This is a genomic window from Saccharopolyspora halophila (assembly GCF_039531955.1).
Classification (GTDB): Bacteria; Actinomycetota; Actinomycetes; order Mycobacteriales; family Pseudonocardiaceae; genus Saccharopolyspora; species Saccharopolyspora halophila.
Genome location: NZ_BAAARA010000001.1, coordinates 37752 through 55591, shown reverse-complemented (window position 1 = coordinate 55591; position 17840 = coordinate 37752). Strand labels below are relative to the sequence as shown.

General features: G+C 70.2%; 21 protein-coding genes. 2 read left to right on the top strand and 19 right to left on the bottom strand.

Going from position 1 to position 17840, the window contains the following annotated elements:
- Position 1 precedes the first annotated feature (1 nt).
- The 15 genes from ABD289_RS00295 to ABD289_RS00225 all read right to left on the bottom strand — a co-directional run bounded on the left by ABD289_RS00295 (position 2) and on the right by ABD289_RS00225 (position 12393).
- The gene (locus tag ABD289_RS00295; RefSeq protein ID WP_344125135.1) at positions 2-646 is read right to left on the bottom strand and encodes a histidine phosphatase family protein; all 645 of its coding nucleotides are present in this window, start codon (positions 644-646) and stop codon (positions 2-4) included.
- The gene (gene hemL / locus ABD289_RS00290) at positions 643-1983 is read right to left on the bottom strand and encodes a glutamate-1-semialdehyde 2,1-aminomutase (RefSeq protein WP_344125132.1); all 1341 of its coding nucleotides are present in this window, start codon (positions 1981-1983) and stop codon (positions 643-645) included. The genes ABD289_RS00295 and hemL overlap by 4 nt, the downstream gene beginning before the upstream one ends.
- A gap of 48 nt (positions 1984-2031) precedes the next feature.
- The gene (locus ABD289_RS00285; protein WP_344125130.1) at positions 2032-2382 is read right to left on the bottom strand and encodes a hypothetical protein; all 351 of its coding nucleotides are present in this window, start codon (positions 2380-2382) and stop codon (positions 2032-2034) included.
- Positions 2383-2420: 38 nt separating this feature from the next.
- On the bottom strand, positions 2421-2885 hold the full coding sequence (locus ABD289_RS00280; RefSeq protein WP_344125128.1) for a hypothetical protein: 465 nt from the start codon (positions 2883-2885) through the stop codon (positions 2421-2423).
- On the bottom strand, positions 2882-3292 hold the full coding sequence (locus tag ABD289_RS00275) for a hypothetical protein (RefSeq protein ID WP_344125126.1): 411 nt from the start codon (positions 3290-3292) through the stop codon (positions 2882-2884). The genes ABD289_RS00280 and ABD289_RS00275 overlap by 4 nt, the downstream gene beginning before the upstream one ends.
- Entirely contained in the window at positions 3292-3870 is a 579-nt protein-coding gene (locus ABD289_RS00270; protein WP_344125124.1) for a hypothetical protein, read from the bottom strand. The genes ABD289_RS00275 and ABD289_RS00270 overlap by 1 nt, the downstream gene beginning before the upstream one ends.
- Before the next feature lie 78 nt (positions 3871-3948).
- Positions 3949-4575 carry a hypothetical protein gene (locus tag ABD289_RS00265; protein WP_344125122.1) on the bottom strand — a complete coding sequence of 209 codons (627 nt, stop codon included), beginning with the start codon at positions 4573-4575 and terminating at the stop codon, positions 3949-3951.
- A 154-nt stretch (positions 4576-4729) separates the two neighbouring features.
- Positions 4730-5293, bottom strand: coding sequence for a hypothetical protein (locus ABD289_RS00260; RefSeq protein WP_344125120.1), 564 nt, complete (start codon positions 5291-5293; stop codon positions 4730-4732).
- Positions 5294-5349: 56 nt separating this feature from the next.
- On the bottom strand, positions 5350-5913 hold the full coding sequence (locus tag ABD289_RS00255) for a hypothetical protein (protein WP_344125118.1): 564 nt from the start codon (positions 5911-5913) through the stop codon (positions 5350-5352).
- Complete coding sequence (gene hemB / locus ABD289_RS00250; protein WP_344125116.1) at positions 5910-6893, bottom strand: porphobilinogen synthase; 984 nt, start codon at positions 6891-6893, stop codon at positions 5910-5912. The genes ABD289_RS00255 and hemB overlap by 4 nt, the downstream gene beginning before the upstream one ends.
- A gap of 227 nt (positions 6894-7120) precedes the next feature.
- Complete coding sequence (locus ABD289_RS00245) at positions 7121-8653, bottom strand: bifunctional uroporphyrinogen-III C-methyltransferase/uroporphyrinogen-III synthase (RefSeq protein WP_344125114.1); 1533 nt, start codon at positions 8651-8653, stop codon at positions 7121-7123.
- A gap of 14 nt (positions 8654-8667) precedes the next feature.
- A complete protein-coding gene (gene hemC / locus ABD289_RS00240; RefSeq protein ID WP_344125112.1) occupies positions 8668-9606 on the bottom strand; it encodes a hydroxymethylbilane synthase in 939 nt (312 codons plus the stop codon).
- Positions 9603-10988, bottom strand: coding sequence for a glutamyl-tRNA reductase (locus ABD289_RS00235; protein ID WP_344125110.1), 1386 nt, complete (start codon positions 10986-10988; stop codon positions 9603-9605). The genes hemC and ABD289_RS00235 overlap by 4 nt, the downstream gene beginning before the upstream one ends.
- Positions 10985-11863, bottom strand: a complete 879-nt coding sequence (locus tag ABD289_RS00230; RefSeq protein WP_344125108.1) for a redox-sensing transcriptional repressor Rex — start codon at positions 11861-11863, stop codon at positions 10985-10987. Before ABD289_RS00230 ends, ABD289_RS00235 begins: the two co-directional genes overlap by 4 nt.
- A 311-nt stretch (positions 11864-12174) precedes the next feature.
- Positions 12175-12393, bottom strand: coding sequence for a glutaredoxin family protein (locus ABD289_RS00225; RefSeq protein ID WP_344126148.1), 219 nt, complete (start codon positions 12391-12393; stop codon positions 12175-12177).
- 398 nt (positions 12394-12791) lie between these two features.
- On the opposite strand from ABD289_RS00225, the gene ABD289_RS00220 reads away from it, so the two are divergent.
- The gene (locus tag ABD289_RS00220) at positions 12792-13433 is read left to right on the top strand and encodes a sigma-70 family RNA polymerase sigma factor (RefSeq protein ID WP_344125106.1); all 642 of its coding nucleotides are present in this window, start codon (positions 12792-12794) and stop codon (positions 13431-13433) included.
- Between the two features lie 179 nt (positions 13434-13612).
- The gene (locus ABD289_RS00215) at positions 13613-14494 is read left to right on the top strand and encodes an HAD family hydrolase (RefSeq protein WP_344125104.1); all 882 of its coding nucleotides are present in this window, start codon (positions 13613-13615) and stop codon (positions 14492-14494) included.
- A gap of 312 nt (positions 14495-14806) precedes the next feature.
- Here ABD289_RS00215 and ABD289_RS00210 read toward each other — a convergent pair whose 3' ends face one another.
- From ABD289_RS00210 to ABD289_RS00195, 4 genes are all read right to left on the bottom strand, one after another.
- The gene (locus ABD289_RS00210; protein ID WP_344125102.1) at positions 14807-15721 is read right to left on the bottom strand and encodes a lysophospholipid acyltransferase family protein; all 915 of its coding nucleotides are present in this window, start codon (positions 15719-15721) and stop codon (positions 14807-14809) included.
- Between the two features lie 15 nt (positions 15722-15736).
- A complete protein-coding gene (locus ABD289_RS00205) occupies positions 15737-16771 on the bottom strand; it encodes an NAD-dependent epimerase/dehydratase family protein (RefSeq protein ID WP_344125099.1) in 1035 nt (344 codons plus the stop codon).
- A gap of 244 nt (positions 16772-17015) precedes the next feature.
- A complete protein-coding gene (locus tag ABD289_RS00200) occupies positions 17016-17117 on the bottom strand; it encodes a 30S ribosomal protein bS22 (protein ID WP_010241351.1) in 102 nt (33 codons plus the stop codon).
- Between the two features lie 192 nt (positions 17118-17309).
- The gene (locus ABD289_RS00195) at positions 17310-17534 is read right to left on the bottom strand and encodes a helix-turn-helix domain-containing protein (protein ID WP_344125097.1); all 225 of its coding nucleotides are present in this window, start codon (positions 17532-17534) and stop codon (positions 17310-17312) included.
- Positions 17535-17840: the final 306 nt, after the last annotated feature.

Sequence of the window (17840 nt, the reverse complement as noted above, 5' to 3'; positions counted from 1 at the left end):
CTCAGGCTCCAGTCACCGTCGGGTCAGTGCCGCCAGCGGGCTCCACGTAGGCCACCTCGACGAGCTCCTCGCCCCGGAACACCAGCGTGGTCAGCGAAGCCAGCGAGCACTGCCGCTTGCGCGGGTCGTGCCACATCGGCTTGCCGGCCGCGTAGCGGCGCAGCGTCCAGATCGGCAGCTGGTGCGACACGCACACGGCCTCGCGCCCGGCCGCCGCGGCGCGCGCCCGGTGCGCGGCACCGAACATCCGGTGCGCGATCTCCAGGTACGGCTCGCCCCAGGAGGGGCGGAACGGGTTCCACAGCTTCGGCCAGTGCTCCGGCGAGCGCAGCGCGCCGTCGCCGACCGAGACCTTCAGACCCTCGAAGCGGTTGTCCGCCTCGATCAGCCGCTCGTCGGTGGCCACGTCGAGCTGGAAGGCCGAGCCGATCGGAGCCGCCGTCTCCTGCGCGCGCTGCAGCGGCGAGGCCACCACGCGCGCGATGTCGCGGTCGGCCAGGAACTCGGCGACGACCTTGGCCTGGTGCTCGCCCTTGTCGGACAACCGGTAACCGGGCAGCCTGCCGTAGAGGACGCCCTCCGGGTTGTGCACCTCGCCGTGCCGCAGGAAGTGGACGACGGTCCGGTCGCCGGTCGGCTCGCTCATGCGCCGGACTCCGCCGCGGCGGCGGCCTTGGCCGCGTGCGGGAGCGCGTCGGCGATCTGCTCGAAGGCCGCGTCGTCCATCGCCGCGTTGACGAACCAGGTCTCGAACGCGCTCGGCGGCGGGTAGATGCCGCGCGCCAGCAGCGCGTGGAAGAACGCAGGGAAGCGCCAGCTCTGCTGCGCCTGCGCCTGCTCGAAGTTGTGCACCGGCGTCTCGCTGAAGAAGACGCTGAGCATGTTGCTCGCGCGGGAGACCTGGTGCGGCACGCCCTCGGCGGTCAAGGCCTCGCCGATCAGCTCGCCCAGCCGGTCGCTGTTGCGGTCCAGCGCGGAGTAGACCTCGGCGTCGGCGGCCCGCAGGTTCGCCAGTCCGGAGGCCACCGCGATCGGGTTACCGGCCAGGGTACCCGCCTGGTAGACGGGGCCGTGCGGCGCGAGGTAGGCCATCACGTCGGCCCGGCCGCCGAACGCCGCGGCGGGCAGCCCGCCGGACATGACCTTGCCGTAGGTGTAGAGATCGCCCGCGACCCCGTCGACGCCGTACCAACCGGCCGCGGAGGTGCGGAAACCGGTCATCACCTCGTCCATCACCAGCAGCGCGCCGTGCTCCCTGGTCAGCTCGCGCAGACCGGCGTTGAAGCCGGGCAGCGGGGCGATGGTGCCCATGTTGCCCGCGGCCGCCTCGGTGATCACGCAGGCGATCTCGTCGCCCTGCTCGGTGAAGACCGCGCGGACCGCCTCGAGGTCGTTGTAGGGCACGACGATGGTGTCGGCGGCCTGGGCGCCGGTGACGCCCGGCGTGCTCGGCAGCCCGAGGGTCGCGATCCCGGAACCGGCGCTGGCCAGCAGCGCGTCCACGTGCCCGTGGTAGCAACCGGCGAACTTGACGACCTTGCGCTTACCGGTGAACGCGCGGGCCAGCCGCACGGACGTCATCGTCGCCTCGGTGCCGGAGTTGACCAACCGCACCTGTTCGACGGGTTCGACCCGGTCGATGATCTCCTGCGCCAGGTCGATCTCGCCGACGCCCGGTGTGCCGAAGGACAGGCCGCCGAGGGCCACCTCGCGCACGGCCGCGACCACGTCGGGGTGCGCGTGTCCGTTGATCATCGGCCCCCAGGAGGAGACCAGGTCCACGTAGCGGTTGCCGTCGGCGTCCCACAGCAGCGGGCCTTCGCCGCGCACCATGAACCGCGGCGTGCCGCCGACCGACTGGAATGCCCGGACGGGGGAGTTGACGCCGCCCGGCGTTACCGCCTGCGCGCGATCGAACAGCTGCCGCGACTGCGGAGCCGGATCGTCGTGCGGATTCGATGCGGGGTTCGCAGAAGCTGTCACGCCACCAGTTTGACACTCGCGACGATGTGACCGGTGACGCCCCGACCATCAGGTCCCGGCATCGCTCCCGCGGGTCTTCACCGCGAGCACCAGCTGGCGGATCGCGTCGATCAGCAGCAGCCCGGCGAGCGTGACCGCGCCCACCGCACCGGTGAGCCAGCTTCCCAGGGATCGGGTGACCACTTCCCGCGCACCGTCCGGGCCGGGCAGGTGGACGGTGATCACGCCGCGCTGCCACGCCCAGAACGCGAACAGGGTCAGAGCGATGGCGACGACCAGCTCGAGGCCGGCCACCGCCGCCCGCCACGGCTGGTTCAGCCGGGCTCCCGAGCGAGCAGCGGGCTCGTCGACGTTCAGCTTCGGTCCATCCGCAGACCACGGTTCCGGGCTTGTCGTCACGCCGGGAAGCGTCTCACGAGCGGCGCGCCCGCCGACAATCAGCTCGACGCTTCGCCGTGATCGGCGACTTCCCCCTCGACCAGCCGGGTGAGCGCGCTGAGCAGGGATTCGGGGTCCTTCGCCCAGGCCAGGACGACCTTGTCGTCGTCGAGGCGGATCGGCACCTCGCCGGTTCCCTTGGGCGCTCCCCAACCACCGCCGAGGGCCCGGGCGCCGACCGGCGCGCCCACGTCGGTGACCGCGGCGATCCGTTCCACCTCGAGCACCTCCCGGCCGAGCACCAGCTCCACCGGGGTGAGGCGGACCGAGACCAGGCGGCGCCTGCCGTAGACCCACACGGCCGCGGCGACGGCCATGACGCCGCCGAACAGCGACCACATCATCGGGTGCGCGGGTCCCGGCGAGAGCACTTCGACGATCAGCCCCACCGCGGCGAACGCGGGTCCCCACAGCACCGGCCACCAGCTGCTGCCGCGCTCGGAGTACAGCACCGGCTCGCTCATCGCTCCCCCGTCAGCCAATCCGTGCTCGCCGGGCGCCACATCAGCACCGCCGCCACCAGGCCCAGCACCAGCAGCAACGCCTGCACGCCGATCACGGTCCCGGTGGCGAACACCATCAGCACGTGCAGCAGCGCGAAGCCGGTCATCGCGATCCGCCCCCACGCGCGACGCTGGTAGAGCAGCACTCCGGACGCCAGGTACGCGAGCGCGAGCAGAACGCCGAACACGCTGTGCTCGAGCAACATCGCGCTCGCCCGCTGCTCGGCCTGCCCGGCGGGCAGGCCGTCGGTCCGCATCAGCTGCTCGATCAGGTCGTGCTGGCCGGACCACATGGCGGCGGTCTCCAGCAGCAGCAGCAACGCCACGACCCACCAGAGGACGACGGCGTAGCGGAGGGGGTTCGGCATCAATACCTGCGGTTCGCTCGAAAGAACTCGTTCGAGGACGGACGGTAGACCAGGATGATGAACGCGAGGACACCGACCAGGCAGGCGGCGCTCTGCCCGAAGGTCAGCGCCTCCGCTGCGCCCCGCTGAACCATTTCCGGGGCCAGGAACTGCATGGCTGGGGTCGCGATGACGTCCAGCAGCAGCGTCACCGCCCAGATCCCGGCGAACACGGTCAGCGTGACCCGGGCCCAGTTCCGGCCGGCGCGCAGCTGGAAGCCGAACACGATCCACAGCGTCGTCAGGACCGCGTACACCAGCACCGCGCCGACCATGGCGAACATCGCCGCCGCCTGCGCGACGGCCCGCTCCTCGGGTGGGACCGCGCCGAGCGAGGTGCGCATCTCGTCCTGCTGCAACCAGACCATGCCAACGCTCATCAGCGTCGCCACGACCGGCAGCACCAGAGCGATCCAGAACGCGGCCGTGATCGCACGCGGGCGCTGCGGGTTGCCCAGCTCGTGATCCGGGACCGCGGGCGCGGCGAACGGATCGGGTGCGCGGGCCTCGGGAGGCTGGCAGGAGTTCGCTTCGCTCACGACCCGACCCTACGAAAGCCGGAGCGGCGAAGTCCACTTTCACCAGGAACGCCCGAATCCCGGACGGTTCGCTCCGGCTCAGTACCGGCGGAGGAACGCCTGGAAGTAGTCGTTGGAGGGCTTGACGAACACCAGGGCCAGGAAGGCGACCATGCCGAGCACGCCGAGCCCGCTCTGCACGTTGGTCAGGACGTGGTACGAGTCGGGCAGGTGGGCATCCGGTCCGAGGCTGCCCGCCAGGCCGCCCGAGGCGATGCCGGTGAGGCTGTACATCAACCAGAACCCGGCGAACACGGTCAGCGTGACCCGAGCCCAGTTCCGGCCCGCCCGCAGCTTGAAGCCGAACGCGATCCACATCCCGGTCAGGAGCATGTAGAAGACCGTGATCACGGCGAAGACGCCCAGCAGCACGTTGTTGACCGTCTGCGTGACCTGCTGGGCCATCGCGTCGTCGTAGCCGCCCGCGTTGCCGATCTCGTCGGTCACCCAGCCCTGCAGCTGCAGGTAACCGACCGCAGCCAGCACCGTGACCAGCAGCGGCAGCAGTACCGCGATCCAGAACGCCGCCTCCACGGTGGCCGGGCGCCGCGGCGGAGTCAGCTCCGGACCCGGCACCGGCGGTGCGCTGAAGGGGTTGGGCTGCTGGTGCGCCGGATGACCGACGACCTGCTGGTGCTGCTGCCACGGGTTCTGGGGATAGGTCACCGCACGACAGTATGAATTCCAGTGATCCCGTGTCCACTTGTGGGCTTAATTTCGGTATGCGGCGGTAGCCGCTCGTTCTTCAGGTGCGGGCTTCAGCTCGCACCGCGGCGGGTTCTCAGACGTCGCCGGGTGCGGACAGCCGCACCGCCGCGCCCTACCCCGGGAAGTTCCGATCGGCGTGGCGCTTCGCCGCGATCGCCCGGAAGTACTGGTTGGAGGGGGCGAGGTAGGCGAAGACGATCGTGGCGACGACGACCACCAGCTGCGCGACCGCGAGCACCGCCACGATCGGGTAACCGCCGCTGCCCAGCAGGCCGAGCAGCGTCCGCAGCGCCCAGATCGCGCCGACGACGGTGATCACGATGCGGGCCCAGTTCCGGCCGCCCCGCATGAAGACCAGGAACATGATCCACAGCCCGCCGAGCACGACCAGCATCACCAGCAGGAACGTGATGCCCACCTGGTACATCGTCTGGATCTGCTGGGGCGTGAACTCCCCGCCCATGCCCTGGCTCTCCAGCTGCTGCTGCATCTGGGAGACGACCCCGCCCGCGCCGGGTCCGATGATCGCGAACAGTTCCAGCGCCGCCGCGATGAGCCCGATCACCGGGCTGAGCACACCCGCCAAGAACGAGTGGTCGATCGTGTTCGGACGCTGGACGGAGGAGGAACCGTCCGCGGGCTGGGGTGGGCCGGACTGGCCAGGGAGATCAGTCACCTCTCGAGGTTAGGAAACGGGCGGATCCCTGTCCAAAGAACCGGACGAAGTGTTACCTATCCGCCGGAACGGACCCGCCGTTGCCGGGCCTCGCGGATGAAGCGATTCGCCTCCGGGCGGAACATGAACACGATCGCGGCGACCGAGACGGCGGCCGCCAAGACCCCGAACAACGCGTCGGTCCAAGTCAACGAAACCGGCATCAGCTCTTGCAGCGGTCCCGTGCCGACGATTGCGAGCAGCGCCACCGTGAGCACCGCGGAGAAGATGCCCCAGCCGCCGAAGACGGCGAGCACCACGCGCGCCCAGTTCGTTCCCTCGAGCATCCGCCGGGCCAGCATCATGTAGACCAGCAGGGTCAGCAGCTTGATGGTGAAGGTGAACGTGATCGTGCTGTTCGCCAGCTCGTCGAGCTGCATCTGGTCGAGCTCGGGCTGCACGGTGCGCAGCTGGTCGATCAGCCGCGCGCGGTCGAACAGCTCGACGAAGGCCTGCACCACGCCGACCAACACCGAGGCGATCCACAGCCAGCGCGCGACGACCAGCGCCTGCGGCGGCGCGGGACGTTCCTGGTTGTCCTTGACGGGGCGCCCGAAGGCGTCCACCTGCGGCTCGGTCATGCGCGTGCGTCCTGCAGCCAGCGCGCGGCCTCGGTGGCGTAGTAGGTCAGCACGGTGTCCGCGCCGGCCCGCCGCATCGAGGTCAGCGACTCCAGCACCGTGCGCTGCCGGTCCAGCCAGCCGTTGGCCACCGCGGCCTCGATCATCGAGTACTCGCCGGATACCTGGTAGGTGGCGACCGGAACATCGGCCACGCCCGCGATGTCGCGCAGCACGTCGAGGTAGGACATGGCCGGCTTGACCATCACCATGTCGGCGCCCTCGGCGAGGTCGAGATCGGCCTCGCGCAGCGCTTCCCGGCCGTTGCCCGGGTCCTGCTGGTAGGTCTTGCGGTCACCCCGCAGCTGCGAGTCGACGGCCTCGCGGAACGGGCCGTAGAAGGCCGAGGAGTACTTGGCCGAGTAGGCCAGGATCGCGGTGTCGGCGAACCCGGTGGCGTCCAGCGAATCGCGGATCACGCCGACCTGGCCGTCCATCATGCCGCTGGGGCTGACCACGTGCGCACCGGACTCGGCCTGCACCACGCCCATCTCGCCGTAGATCTGCAGCGTGCGGTCGTTGTCGACGTTGCCGTCCTCGTCGAGCACTCCGCAGTGGCCGTGGTCGGTGAACTCGTCGAGGCACAGGTCGGCCATCAGGACGGTGTCGTCACCGACCTCGGCGGACAGGTCGCGCAGCGCGACGTTGAGGATGCCCTCGGGGTCGGTCGCCCCGGAGCCGGTGGCGTCGTGCTTCTCCGGAACGCCGAAGAGCATCAGGCCCCCGACGCCCGCGCCCACGGCCTCGACCGCGGCCTTCTTCAGCGAATCGCGCGTGTGCTGCACGACGCCCGGCATCGACGCGATCGAGGCCGGTTCGGAAAGCCCTTCGCGGACGAACATCGGCAGCACCAGGTGCCGCGGTTCGACGGAGGTCTCGGAAACCAGCCGACGGAGCGCCGGATTGCGGCGAAGTCGACGGGGACGGCTCGTCGGATACATACAGCGGCTCCCCATAACAGCCTCGACGGGGTGACATCCCGAGCGTATCCACCGCACCCCCGCACTCGACGCAGGGTGCGCTCCGGGGTGACCGACGGCTCAGGCACGCCCGGGAATAGCCCGGGTCTCGGAAGCGGCGGCGGTTCGCACCGGCGAGGAACGCCGTCCCGGCGGAACCACCGCACGACGAAAAGGGCGTCCCGGAACGGATCCGGGACGCCCTCCTGTCAGCTGCGGCGCGTGCGCTTGGCCTTGCGCGGAGGCGGCAGCGCACCTTCCGCACGCAGCCGCGCGGCGTGCGAGGCCAGCGCGTCGACCAGCTCCTCGATCCGCGGCGCCTCGGGCTGCACGTCCACGCGCAGTCCGAACTCCTTGGCGGTCTCGGCCGTGTTCGGGCCGATGCAGGCCACCAGGGTCCGCGCGTGCGGCTTACCGGCGATTCCGACCAGGTTCCGGACGGTCGACGAGGAGGTGAAGCACACCGCGTCGAAACCACCGGTCTTGATCATCTCGCGGGTCTCGGCGGGCGGCGGAGCGGCCCGGACGGTTCGGTAGGCCGTGACGTCGTCGACCTCCCAGCCGGTCTCCTGCAGGCCGGCCGACAGCGTCTCGGTGGCGATGTCGGCGCGCGGCAGCAGCACCCGGTTGACCGGGTCCAGTATGTCGTCGAACGGCGGGAAGTCCTGCAGCAGACCTTCCGAGGACTGATCGCCCGAGGGCATCAGCTCCGGAATGATGCCGAAGGAGCGGACCTTCTCCGCGGTGGCCTCGCCGACGCAGGCGATCTTCACACCGGAGAACGCGCGCGCGTCCAGACCGAACTCGGCGAACTTCTCCCAGACCGCGCGCACCGCGTTGGCCGAGGTGAACACGACCCACTGGTAGCGGCCGTCGACCAGGCCCTTCACCGCGCGCTCCATCTGCGCGGGGCTGCGCGGCGGCTCCACGGAGATGGTCGGCACCTCGTGCGAGACCGCACCGTGCGACCACAGCCGCTCGCTCATCACGCCCGCCTGCTCCTTGGTGCGCGGCACCAGGATCTTCCAGCCGTACAGCGCGCGGGCCTCCCACCACGACAGCTTGCCGCGGTCGGAGACGACGTCGCCGATCGTCACCACCAGGTGACCCTGCAGCTCGCCGGCGTCGGCGGCCAGCGAAGCCAGCGTGGTGTCGATGGTGCGCTGCTGCACCGTGGTACCGGAGGCGGTCACGGCGACCGGCGTGGTGGCCGGACGGCCGTGCTCGACCAACCGGGACGCGGCCTCGGCGAGGTGCGTTCCCGCGGTGTGCAGCACCAGCGAACCGGGCACCTGCGCCAGGGCGGGCCAGTCGGCGTCACCTCGGACGTCGACCTCGGTGTGCACCGCGCCCAGCGCGATACCGGCGTAGGCCGGAACGGCGCTGCCACCGGCCACGCCCGGGATCACGTCGAAGGCGACCTCGGTCTTGGCGACCTCCTGCGCCTCGCGGACCACCGCGTCGGCGGTCAGCGGATCACCGGCGACCAGCCGGACGACGTTGCGCCCGGTGTCGGCCTCGTTGGTCAGGTCCTTGGCGACATCCGCCGGCTCCCCCACGGCCGGGCGCACCTCGGCGCCATCGGCCGCCATGGCAACGATGTCGGAGGGTACGTCCGGGTCGGTCACCAGCAGCGAAGCTCGGGTGATCACATCCCGTCCCCGAACGGTGAGCAGTCCCGCATCACCGGGACCGGAGCCCACAAAAGCAATCCGTCCGGGGGCCTTACGTGCTCGGGTCATCAGGGCACTCCCCATCAACTACTGCCCGGACCGCTGAGCAGGGCGGTCCGAGCTTCGAGCAGTTCGTCGGCCAGGTCTCGGCCGAGCTGCTCGGCGGCGGTCGTCTCACCAGTGGCGGAGGCGCGGACCATCTGGTTGTCATCGGTCGCGACAACTCCACGAAGCGAGAGGCGCAGCGCCACGCGCCCCTCCTCGTCGAGGTCCTCCACCACGTCGGCCAGCGCACCGACCGGCGCGTGGCATCCGGCTTCGAGCCGGGCCAGCACGGCGCGTTCGGCGGCCACCGCGGTGCGGCTGGCCTGATCGTCCAAAACGGACTGCAGCAGGTGCTCGGTGTCCACGTCATCGACGCGGCATTCCACTGCCAGCGCGCCCTGGGCGGGCGCGGGCAGCATCTGCAGTGGATCGAGCGTTTCCGTGATCACCGCGAGCCGGCCCACCCGGGCCAGCCCGGCGCGGGCGAGCACGACGGCGTCCAGCTCGCCGTCGGTCACCTTGCGCATACGGGTGTCCACATTGCCGCGGATGTCGCGCACTTCCAGACCCAGGCCCAGAGCCCGGAGCTGGCTGGCGCGTCGCGGCGAACCGGTGCCCACAACGGAGCCCGGAGGCAATTCGCCGAGCGTCAGACCGTCCCGCGCCACCAGCACGTCCCTCGGGTCTTCCCGGCCCGGGACGGCGGCCAGCGACAACCGGGGGTCCGGTTCGGTCGGCAGGTCCTTGTAGGAGTGCACGGCCACGTCGACCTCGTCGGCCGCGAGCGCCTCCCGCAGAGCGGAGGTGAACACGCCCACCCCGATCTCGGCGATCGGCGCCATCGAGCGGTCGCCCGGGGTCTTCACCGAGACCAGCTCGGTCGGGTAACCGGCCCGCTCCAGCTCTTCGGCGATCCGGGTGCTCTGCGCCATGGCGAGCGCACTGCCCCGGGTACCGATCCGGAGGGTCTTGTTCAACGGTCCTCACCGTCCTGTTCCGCCCGGCCCCGCAGCAGCGCCTGAGCGACCGTGACTCCACCCGGCACGTTCTCCTCGGCCAGCGAAGTCCCGATCACCGCAGCGGTCTGCGGGTCGAGCTCGAAGAGTTCACGGAGCGCGTCGGCGTAGTCGGAACCACCCGGCTGCGACGCGAGTTGCTTCACTCGAACGGTCGGAGCGTGCAGCAGCTTGTCCACCACGCGGCGCACCGTGCGGGTCAGCTCCTCGCGCGTCGACTCGTCGATCTCGGGCAAGCGCGAGTCCAGCCGCAGCAGCTCGCTGTCGACCACCTCGGCGGCTCGCTTGCGCAGTGCGGTGACCGTGGGGGTCACCTCCGCCGAGCGCTGCGCGGCCAGGAAGCCGCGCACCTCCTCGGCGACGATCTCGCCGGCCGACTCGGACTCGCTGCCTCCCCGCTTGGCGGACAACCGCTGTTGCAGGCTCGTCAGGTCGACCACCGACACGCCGGGCAGCTCGCCCACCTCGGCGGCTATGTCGCGGGGCAGCCCGAGGTCGCAGGCCAGCAGCGGCCTGCCGTCCCGGACGGTCAGCGCGGCCGAGACCACGTCCTCGGTGACCACCGCACCGACCGCGCCGGTGCAGGCCACCACCAGGTCGGCGGCGGCGATCGCGCCCGCCAGGTCGGACAGATCGGCGGTTCCCGCGTCCACGCCGTCGGCGCGCAACGACTCGGCCAACCGCTCGCCATTGCTCGCGGTGCGGTTGGCGATCACGATCCGGCCGATGTCCGCGCGCTTGAGCTGCGCGGCGGCCAGACCGCCCATCGAGCCCGCGCCGACCAGCAGCGCGTGCTTGCCCTCCAGGCCGCCCAGCGACGCATCGGCATCAGCCAGCGCCTCCGAGACCACCGAGGCGCCCTCGTCGTCGATACCGGTCTCGGCGTGCACCCGCTTGCCGACCCGCAGCGCCTGCTGAGCCAGCTCGTGCAGCGTCTTGCCCACGGTGCCGCGCTCGTCGGCGCTGCCGTAGGCCTGCCGCAGCTGGCCGAGGATCTGGGCCTCGCCCACGACCATCGAGTCCAGCCCGGCCGAGACCGAGAACAGGTGCTCGACCGCGGCGCCCGCGTAGTAGACGTAGAGGTGGTCGGCGAGCTCGGAGACCTCGGTCCCGGCGTGGCGGGCGAGCACGGCGGTGACGTCGTCCAGGCCGCCGTGGAAGGTCTCCGCGACGACGTAGATCTCCACCCGGTTGCAGGTCGAGATCACGAACGCCTCGGCGACGTGTTCGCGCCCGAGCAGCTCGTCGAGGATCTTGTTGGTTTCCCCGCCGCTGATGGAGACTCGCTCCAACACCCGCACCGGGGCGCTGTGGTGGGAAATCCCGACGGTGAGCAGGTTCACAGCCGTTCCACCATCCTGTTCGCCGATTCCATCTCGTCGCCCGCCTTCCGGGCGTCCCCGTCCGCTTGACCGTCCGGCCCCGGCGGGTCGGCGCCCGCGCCGTCCACTGCCGGCGCCGCGGCGTCCTGCTGCCTGCGCGCGACGTGGAACGACAGGATCTGCATCTCCACGGCCAGATCCACCTTGCGCACCTCGACGCCGTCGGGAACCTGCAACGCGACCGGGGCGAAGTTCAGGATGCACTGCACACCGCCCGCGACCAAACGATCACAGATCTCCTGGGCCCCCTTGGCCGGGGTGGCGATCACGCCGATGGTGACCTCGCGGTCGGTGCAGACCTGGACGATGTCGTCGACGTGGCTGACCGGGATGCCGCCAACCGGCACTCCCACCAGGTCCTCGTCGAGGTCGAACAGGGCCGAGACCGGGAACCCCCGGCTCGGGAATCCGCCGTAGTTGGCCAGCGCATGACCGAGGTTACCGATACCGACCACGGCCACGCTGTGCTTGCGGGTCAGGCCGAGGGTGCGTTCGATCTGCCCGATGAGGACGTCGACCTCGTAGCCGACGCCGCGCGTGCCGTAGGAGCCGATGTAGGACAGGTCCTTGCGCAGCTTCGCCGAGTTCACGCCCGCGGCGTTGGCCAGCTCCTCGCTGGAGACCGTGCGGACCTCCTGGTCGGCCAGCGACACCAGAGCGCGCAGGTAGACCGCGAGCCGGGCGACCGCCGCCTCCGGGATGGAACGGGCGCGTTCGCGCGCCGCGGGCACCTCGATCGACTGGTCGCCGTTGGATGCCGCCGCTCCGGACGCAGCACCCCGGCCGGCTGCCGCCTGCCCGTCCCCGTCCGGTACGTCCGCTCCGTGGGCCGTCACGCTGGATCTCCCTCGCCCTGCTCATTGGCTGTCGTGGTCGTCGTTCCCGTCGTCACGCAGGCGGGAGTCAGCGACACCGACCGGTTCGCCCCAACTCGGCGGCGCGAATCATCCGATCCGTTGACCCATACCGAGAATTCCGGCTGACCGGCCCCCATACCGTAGCTATTTGTGAACGCACGCACAAAGTCGCCGCAGCCGGTCCGACCGAAGACGCGAACCCTGCCGGACCATCATTCCCGATGGCCCCTTGAAGTGCCAAAACGCGTGGTCCAGGGCACGTGACCCACATCGCCCGGCCGGCGACCGGCTCAGCGGGCCAGCGCGGCGCGCAGGCGCTGCTCCTCGACCTTCCAGAAACCGTGCTCGGCTCCATCGACCAAGACCACCGGCACCTGGTCGCCGTACTCGGCGCGCAGTTCGTCATCGGTGTCGACATCGGTCACCGACCACGGCACGCCCAGGTCATCGCAGATCCGGCGGACATCGGCGATCGCGTCCGCGCAGGCGTGACAGCCCTCGCGGGACATCACCGTCACCTCGTGCACTTACTCGCTCCAGTAAATCGTCGTGGGCCCTGACTGGATTCCAAGTTACCCAGCCCGCGATTCGGCAATTCCGCTGCGCACGTGTGGAAAATCACCTGTCCGGGTCGATCTGTTTCGCGCCTCCTGTCACGCACAGCTACGACACGGTCACCGTATTGACCTACCTACTTCCGAGTAACAACACGTATGCTTCATCTCCAACGCCCGCCGAGGCAGGCGTTGACCAGGTCGAGTGAAGGCCCGATCGAGCGGTAACGGCGCCACCTGTTCGTTCGGATCGGCCCCGGATCAGGTGTCCCGACACCGCGACATGGTTGCCGCACTGATGCGTCCCCACGGCATCAGCGCGGTCCGCCAACCCAGGCAGGAGGTCGCCGACGATGAGCAGCCCTGACACGCTCGCACCCCCCGCCCCCGAGCCCGTCGTCCAACCGGCGCAGGCGGAACCCGCGACCGGGAGCCCCGGGCTCAGGGACAACTGGGCCTACGTCGATGCGGCGCAGCAGGGCGACAACGACGCCTTCGGCAGGCTCTACGACGAGTACTCGCAGACCGTCTACCGGTACGTGCTGTTCCGGGTCAGCGACCACTGCCTCGCCGAGGACATCACCAGCGAGACCTTCCTGCGCGGGCTGCGGCGGATCGCCTCGATCAGCTACCAGGGCCGCGACGTGGCTGCCTGGTTCATCACCATCGCGAAGAACCTGATCCTCGATCACATCAAGTCCAGCCGGAACCGGCTGGAGATCCCGACCTGCGAGGTCACCGACCACCTGCCGAGCAAGGGTCCGCACGCCGGGCCCGAGCAGCACGTGCTCACCGACGCGATCAACGGTGAACTCGCCGAGTGCATCCGCCAGCTCAACCCGGACCAGCGGGAGTGCATCAGGCTGCGCTTCCTGCAGGACCTGTCGGTCACCGAAACAGCGATCGCGATGAACCGCAACGAGGGCGCGGTCAAGGCGCTGCAGCACCGGGCGATTCGAAGGTTGGCCCAATTGTTGCCCGATGATCTCCGCTGAAGGTTGCCCGGCCGGGGCGAGGTGCGCAAGTGTGACCATCGGGAGGTCTTAAGCTGGGGGCGGCTGAACCATCAGCCGTTACCAGCGACGACCCTTACGCACATCACGACCGGATGACCCCGGGAGGCGCGGCGGTGCCGACACGTCAGGGCTCAGCCGATGGCGCGGACCACAACGGCATGCGCACGTCAGAGCCGATCGACAGCGCGAAGGTGGCCGGACGCGCGTCCGCCCGAGCAGCGGTGGCGGCCGCACCGGGACCGGACGGCTCGCTGGCCACCCCGCCCGATCTCACAGCGGCGGCGTTCTTCGACGTCGACAACACGATGATGATGGGCGCCTCGCTGTTCCACTTCGCGCGCGGGCTCGCCGCGCGCAAGTTCTTCAACGCCACCGACCTGGCGGGCTTCGCCTGGCAGCAGATGAAGTTCCGGCTGGGTGGCCGGGAGAACGCCGAGGACATCCAGGCCAGCCGCGAGATGGCGCTGTCCTTCGTGGCCGGGCGCAAGGTCGCCGAGCTCGTCGAGCTCAGCGAGGAGATCTACGACGAGCTGATGGCCGACCGGATCTGGGCGGGCACCCGCGCGCTGGCGCAGATGCATCTCGACGCGGGCCAGCGCGTCTGGCTGGTCACCGCCACGCCGGTGGAGCTCGCGCAGATCATCGCCCGGCGGCTGGGGCTGACCGGAGCGCTGGGCACGGTCTCCGAGCACACCGACGGCACCTACACCGGACGGCTCATGGGCGAGATGCTGCACGGGCGCGCCAAGGCGCACGCCGTGCGCGCGCTCGCCGCCAGCGAAGGCCTCGACCTGCGCCGCTGCACCGCCTACTCGGACTCGGCCAACGACATCCCCATGCTGTCCTCGGTCGGCACGGCGGTGGCGGTGAACCCGGATCAGCGGCTGCGCGACATCGCACGGGCCCGCAACTGGGAGGTCCGCGACTTCCGCACCGGGCGCAAGGCCGCGCGGATCGGCTTCAACTCGGCGCTCGGCGCCAGCGCCGTCGCAGGTGCGGTGGCGGCCGGAATGGCCTATCGCCGCCGCGACCGCAGCTGACCGCGGCAGCGCCGCGCGCGACACCGAGACAGCTCCTCAGGGCTGGCGCGGCGTCATCCCCGACCACCGCGCCAGCCCAGCAACGCCGGCGGAGGACGTCGCGGCATCACCCGCGGACCGGCGCCCGCCCATCGTCGGCGCGAGCACCGGGTCTCCGCACGTCCGAACTCGGGGGATCACCGCACCGAGTGCCCTTCGAACCGGCAGGGCCCGTCCGGCGCGGTCTCAGGGCTCCCCGCGGAGTGCGGCGGAGCCGCCCGCGGTGCGCGAATCAACCCGCACCGCCACGCACACGGCGAGCTGAACACCTCCTCAGCCGAGGAAGACGTTGGCGCGCTGAGCGAGCAGCCGGTACAGCGCCTGCTGGATGTTCTCGCGGACCTGATCGGAGAGGCTGAACACCAGCATCGGGTCGTCGGCGGCGCCTTCCGGGTAACCGGCGGTCTCGATCGGCTCGCCGAACTCGATGTACCACTTGGACGGCAGCGGGACCGCACCCAGCGGACCGAAGTGCGGGAACAGCGGGGTGACCGGGAAGTAGGGCAGGCCGAGCAACCGCGCCACGGGCTTGATGTCGGCCAGCTTCGGGTAGATCTCCTCCGCCCCGACGATCGCGCAGGGCACGATCGGAGCGCCGGTGCGCAGGGCGGCCGAGACGAAGCCGCCGCGGCCGAAGCGCTGCAGCTTGTAGCGGTCCTTGAACGGCTTGCCGACCCCCTTGAAGCCCTCCGGCCAGACGGCCGCCACCTCACCGTTGTTGAGCAACCGCTCCGCGTCGGGACTGCACGCCAGGGTGTGCCCGGCCTTGCGGACCATCGGCCCGAGCATCGGCGTCTTGAACACGAGATCGGCGGCCAGCATCCGCAGGTGCCGGTTGGCGGGGTGATCGTCGTGCAGCGCGACGGTCGTCATCAGCGCGTCCCACGGCAGCGTGCCGGAGTGGTTGGCCACCACCAGCGCGCCGCTGTCGCTGGGCACGTTGTGCGCGCCGATGGTCTCCACCCGGAACCACTTCTCGTAGAACGGGCGGATCAGGCGCAGCAAGACCTCGTCGGTCAGCTCCTGGTCGAAGCCGAACTCGTCGACCTGGTAGTTGCCGAGCAGCCGCCGACGCGCGAAGGCGAGCACGTCGATGACCGCGTCCTCCAGGCCCGCCTCACGCGGCCGTCCCCGCGGGATCTCCTCGCGATCCTCCGCTCGCAGCGGGATCACCTGCGCATCCGCCATCGCGTCTTCCGTTTCTCACCGTGATCTCGACAGTAGATCCCCGGCGCGTCGTTCCAGCGCCATGATGCTCTCCGGGTCGACGACCGGCCGGAGGCCACGACCCGCCACGTAGTCGTCGAAGGCCTGCAGGGTCGTCCAGCGCGGCGTGAAGCCGAACCGCTCGCGCAACCGGGTGGTGTCCAGCACCCGGCCGTAGTTGAGGAACCGCAGCTGCTCGGAGGAGAAGTCCACCAGGCGCGCGCCCCGGAACAACCGGGTCATCGGTCCCAGCGTCTGGCTGGGCATGGGCAGCGCGACGCGCCCGGCACGCCGGATGGCCTGCGAGAGCATCAGCACCCCGTCCCCGGCGACGTTGAAGACGCCGGGCTTGTCGGTCGTGGTGGCACGCTCGAGCACCGCCAGGGCGTCCTCGGAGTGCAACATCTGCAGCCGGGCGTCGAAACCGAACGCGGTGGGCACCACCGGGAGCGCGAAGTAGCGGGTCAGCACCGCGTCGATGCGCGGGCCGATCAGGTTGGAGAACCGCAGCGTGGTGATGTCCACGTCGGGCCTGCGCCTGCCGAAGCCGCGCACGTAGCCCTCGATCTCCACGGCGTCCTTGGCATAGCCCGAGGACGGCAGGTCCTTGGGCTCGACCTCCTCGCTGAACACCGCGGGATCGCGCGAACTGGATCCGTAGACCGCGCAGGTGGAGCGCACCACGACCTTGCGCACCTGCGGCGACTGCTGGCAGGCGGCCAGCAGCTGCATGGTGCCGATGACGTTCATTTCCTTGAGCGTGGCGCGACCGGCGGGGCCGGTGTGCGTGTTGATCGCCGCGTGCACCACGGTGTCCACGCCGGCGTTGCTGATCACCTTGCTGATCAGCGGATTGCGGATGTCCGCGCGCACGAACTCGGTGCGCCCCATCCGGCGCAGCAGGTCCCGCCCGGGCTGCACGGTGTCCACGCCGAGGACCCGGTCGATCGCGGGGTTTGCTGCCAACCGGGCGGCCAGATGCCCGCCCAGGAACCGGCTCACGCCGGTGACCAGCACGACCTTGGGTGCCAAACCGCCTCCCCCGCTCTCGGCTGCTCGCTGCTTGCGATGCTACCGCCGAACCCGCCGGTCACCGGCCGAATCGGGCGTTACCGGAGCGAGTCGGCGCGGCGCCGGAAGTGCACGCGCGGATGCCGCGCGCACCCCCAGTGAACAACGAGCTATCAGCCGGGCCCGAGACGGGGTGGGGCCGAGCCGGGCCCGAGAGCAAAAACCGCCGCCGACTGAGAACGTCGGCGGCGGCCATCGCAAGGGCTCACTTACCCAGCTTGCGACGCTGAACACGCGTCTTGCGGAGCAGCTTGCGGTGCTTCTTCTTGGACATACGCTTGCGGCGCTTCTTGATGACCGAGCCCATGCGGACTCCTTCACTTTTGACGGCGGTTCGAACGTCTTCCGTGCCGACGCAGCCGCTAGGGCGCACCAGGCACGACCATCTCAAAACTTTACCCGCCCTGGTCCGAGCCCTACCGCCGTGGTCCTCGAAGCGCGCCGCGGGGCACCCCCGAGCGGCTCACCGGCCGGTTCGGGGGAACGCCCGTGGCCCGGGTCAACCGGCGTTGTAGTAGGCGTGCTCCAGGTAGTTGTGCACGTCCTTCTCGGCCACGCGGAAGGAGCGGCCCACCCTGGCGGCGGGCAGCTCACCGGCGTGGACGAGCCGGTAGACCGTCATCTTCGACACCCGCATCAGCTTGGCCACCTCGGCGACGGTGAGAAACCGCACCTGTCCCATGCTCTGCGGTTCCTGTTGGCCGGGTTCGGAGTTCGCAGACATGCTTCACCGTGCCCCTTCAGCACGTGTCGCCACCGGCGGCTTCCCCTCCGCCGGAAACCTCACGCACGTGCTCTGAAAAGAGTAACGGGACACACGATGATTTTTGAGTTGACTTTCTGCCCCCGAGCCCCTCCAGCCCCAACAGCAATCCGGTGACCTGGGAAAATCCCGAGAAAAACGAACCGCATCCAGAAGCGAGCGACCCGATCACCCAGCCCGCGGCGCCAGCCGTGACAGTTTTGCCTAAAACTGTCCGGACGCTTCGGACGCCAGGCGCGTGACGGGCAAAGCGCTCACGGCCACGAG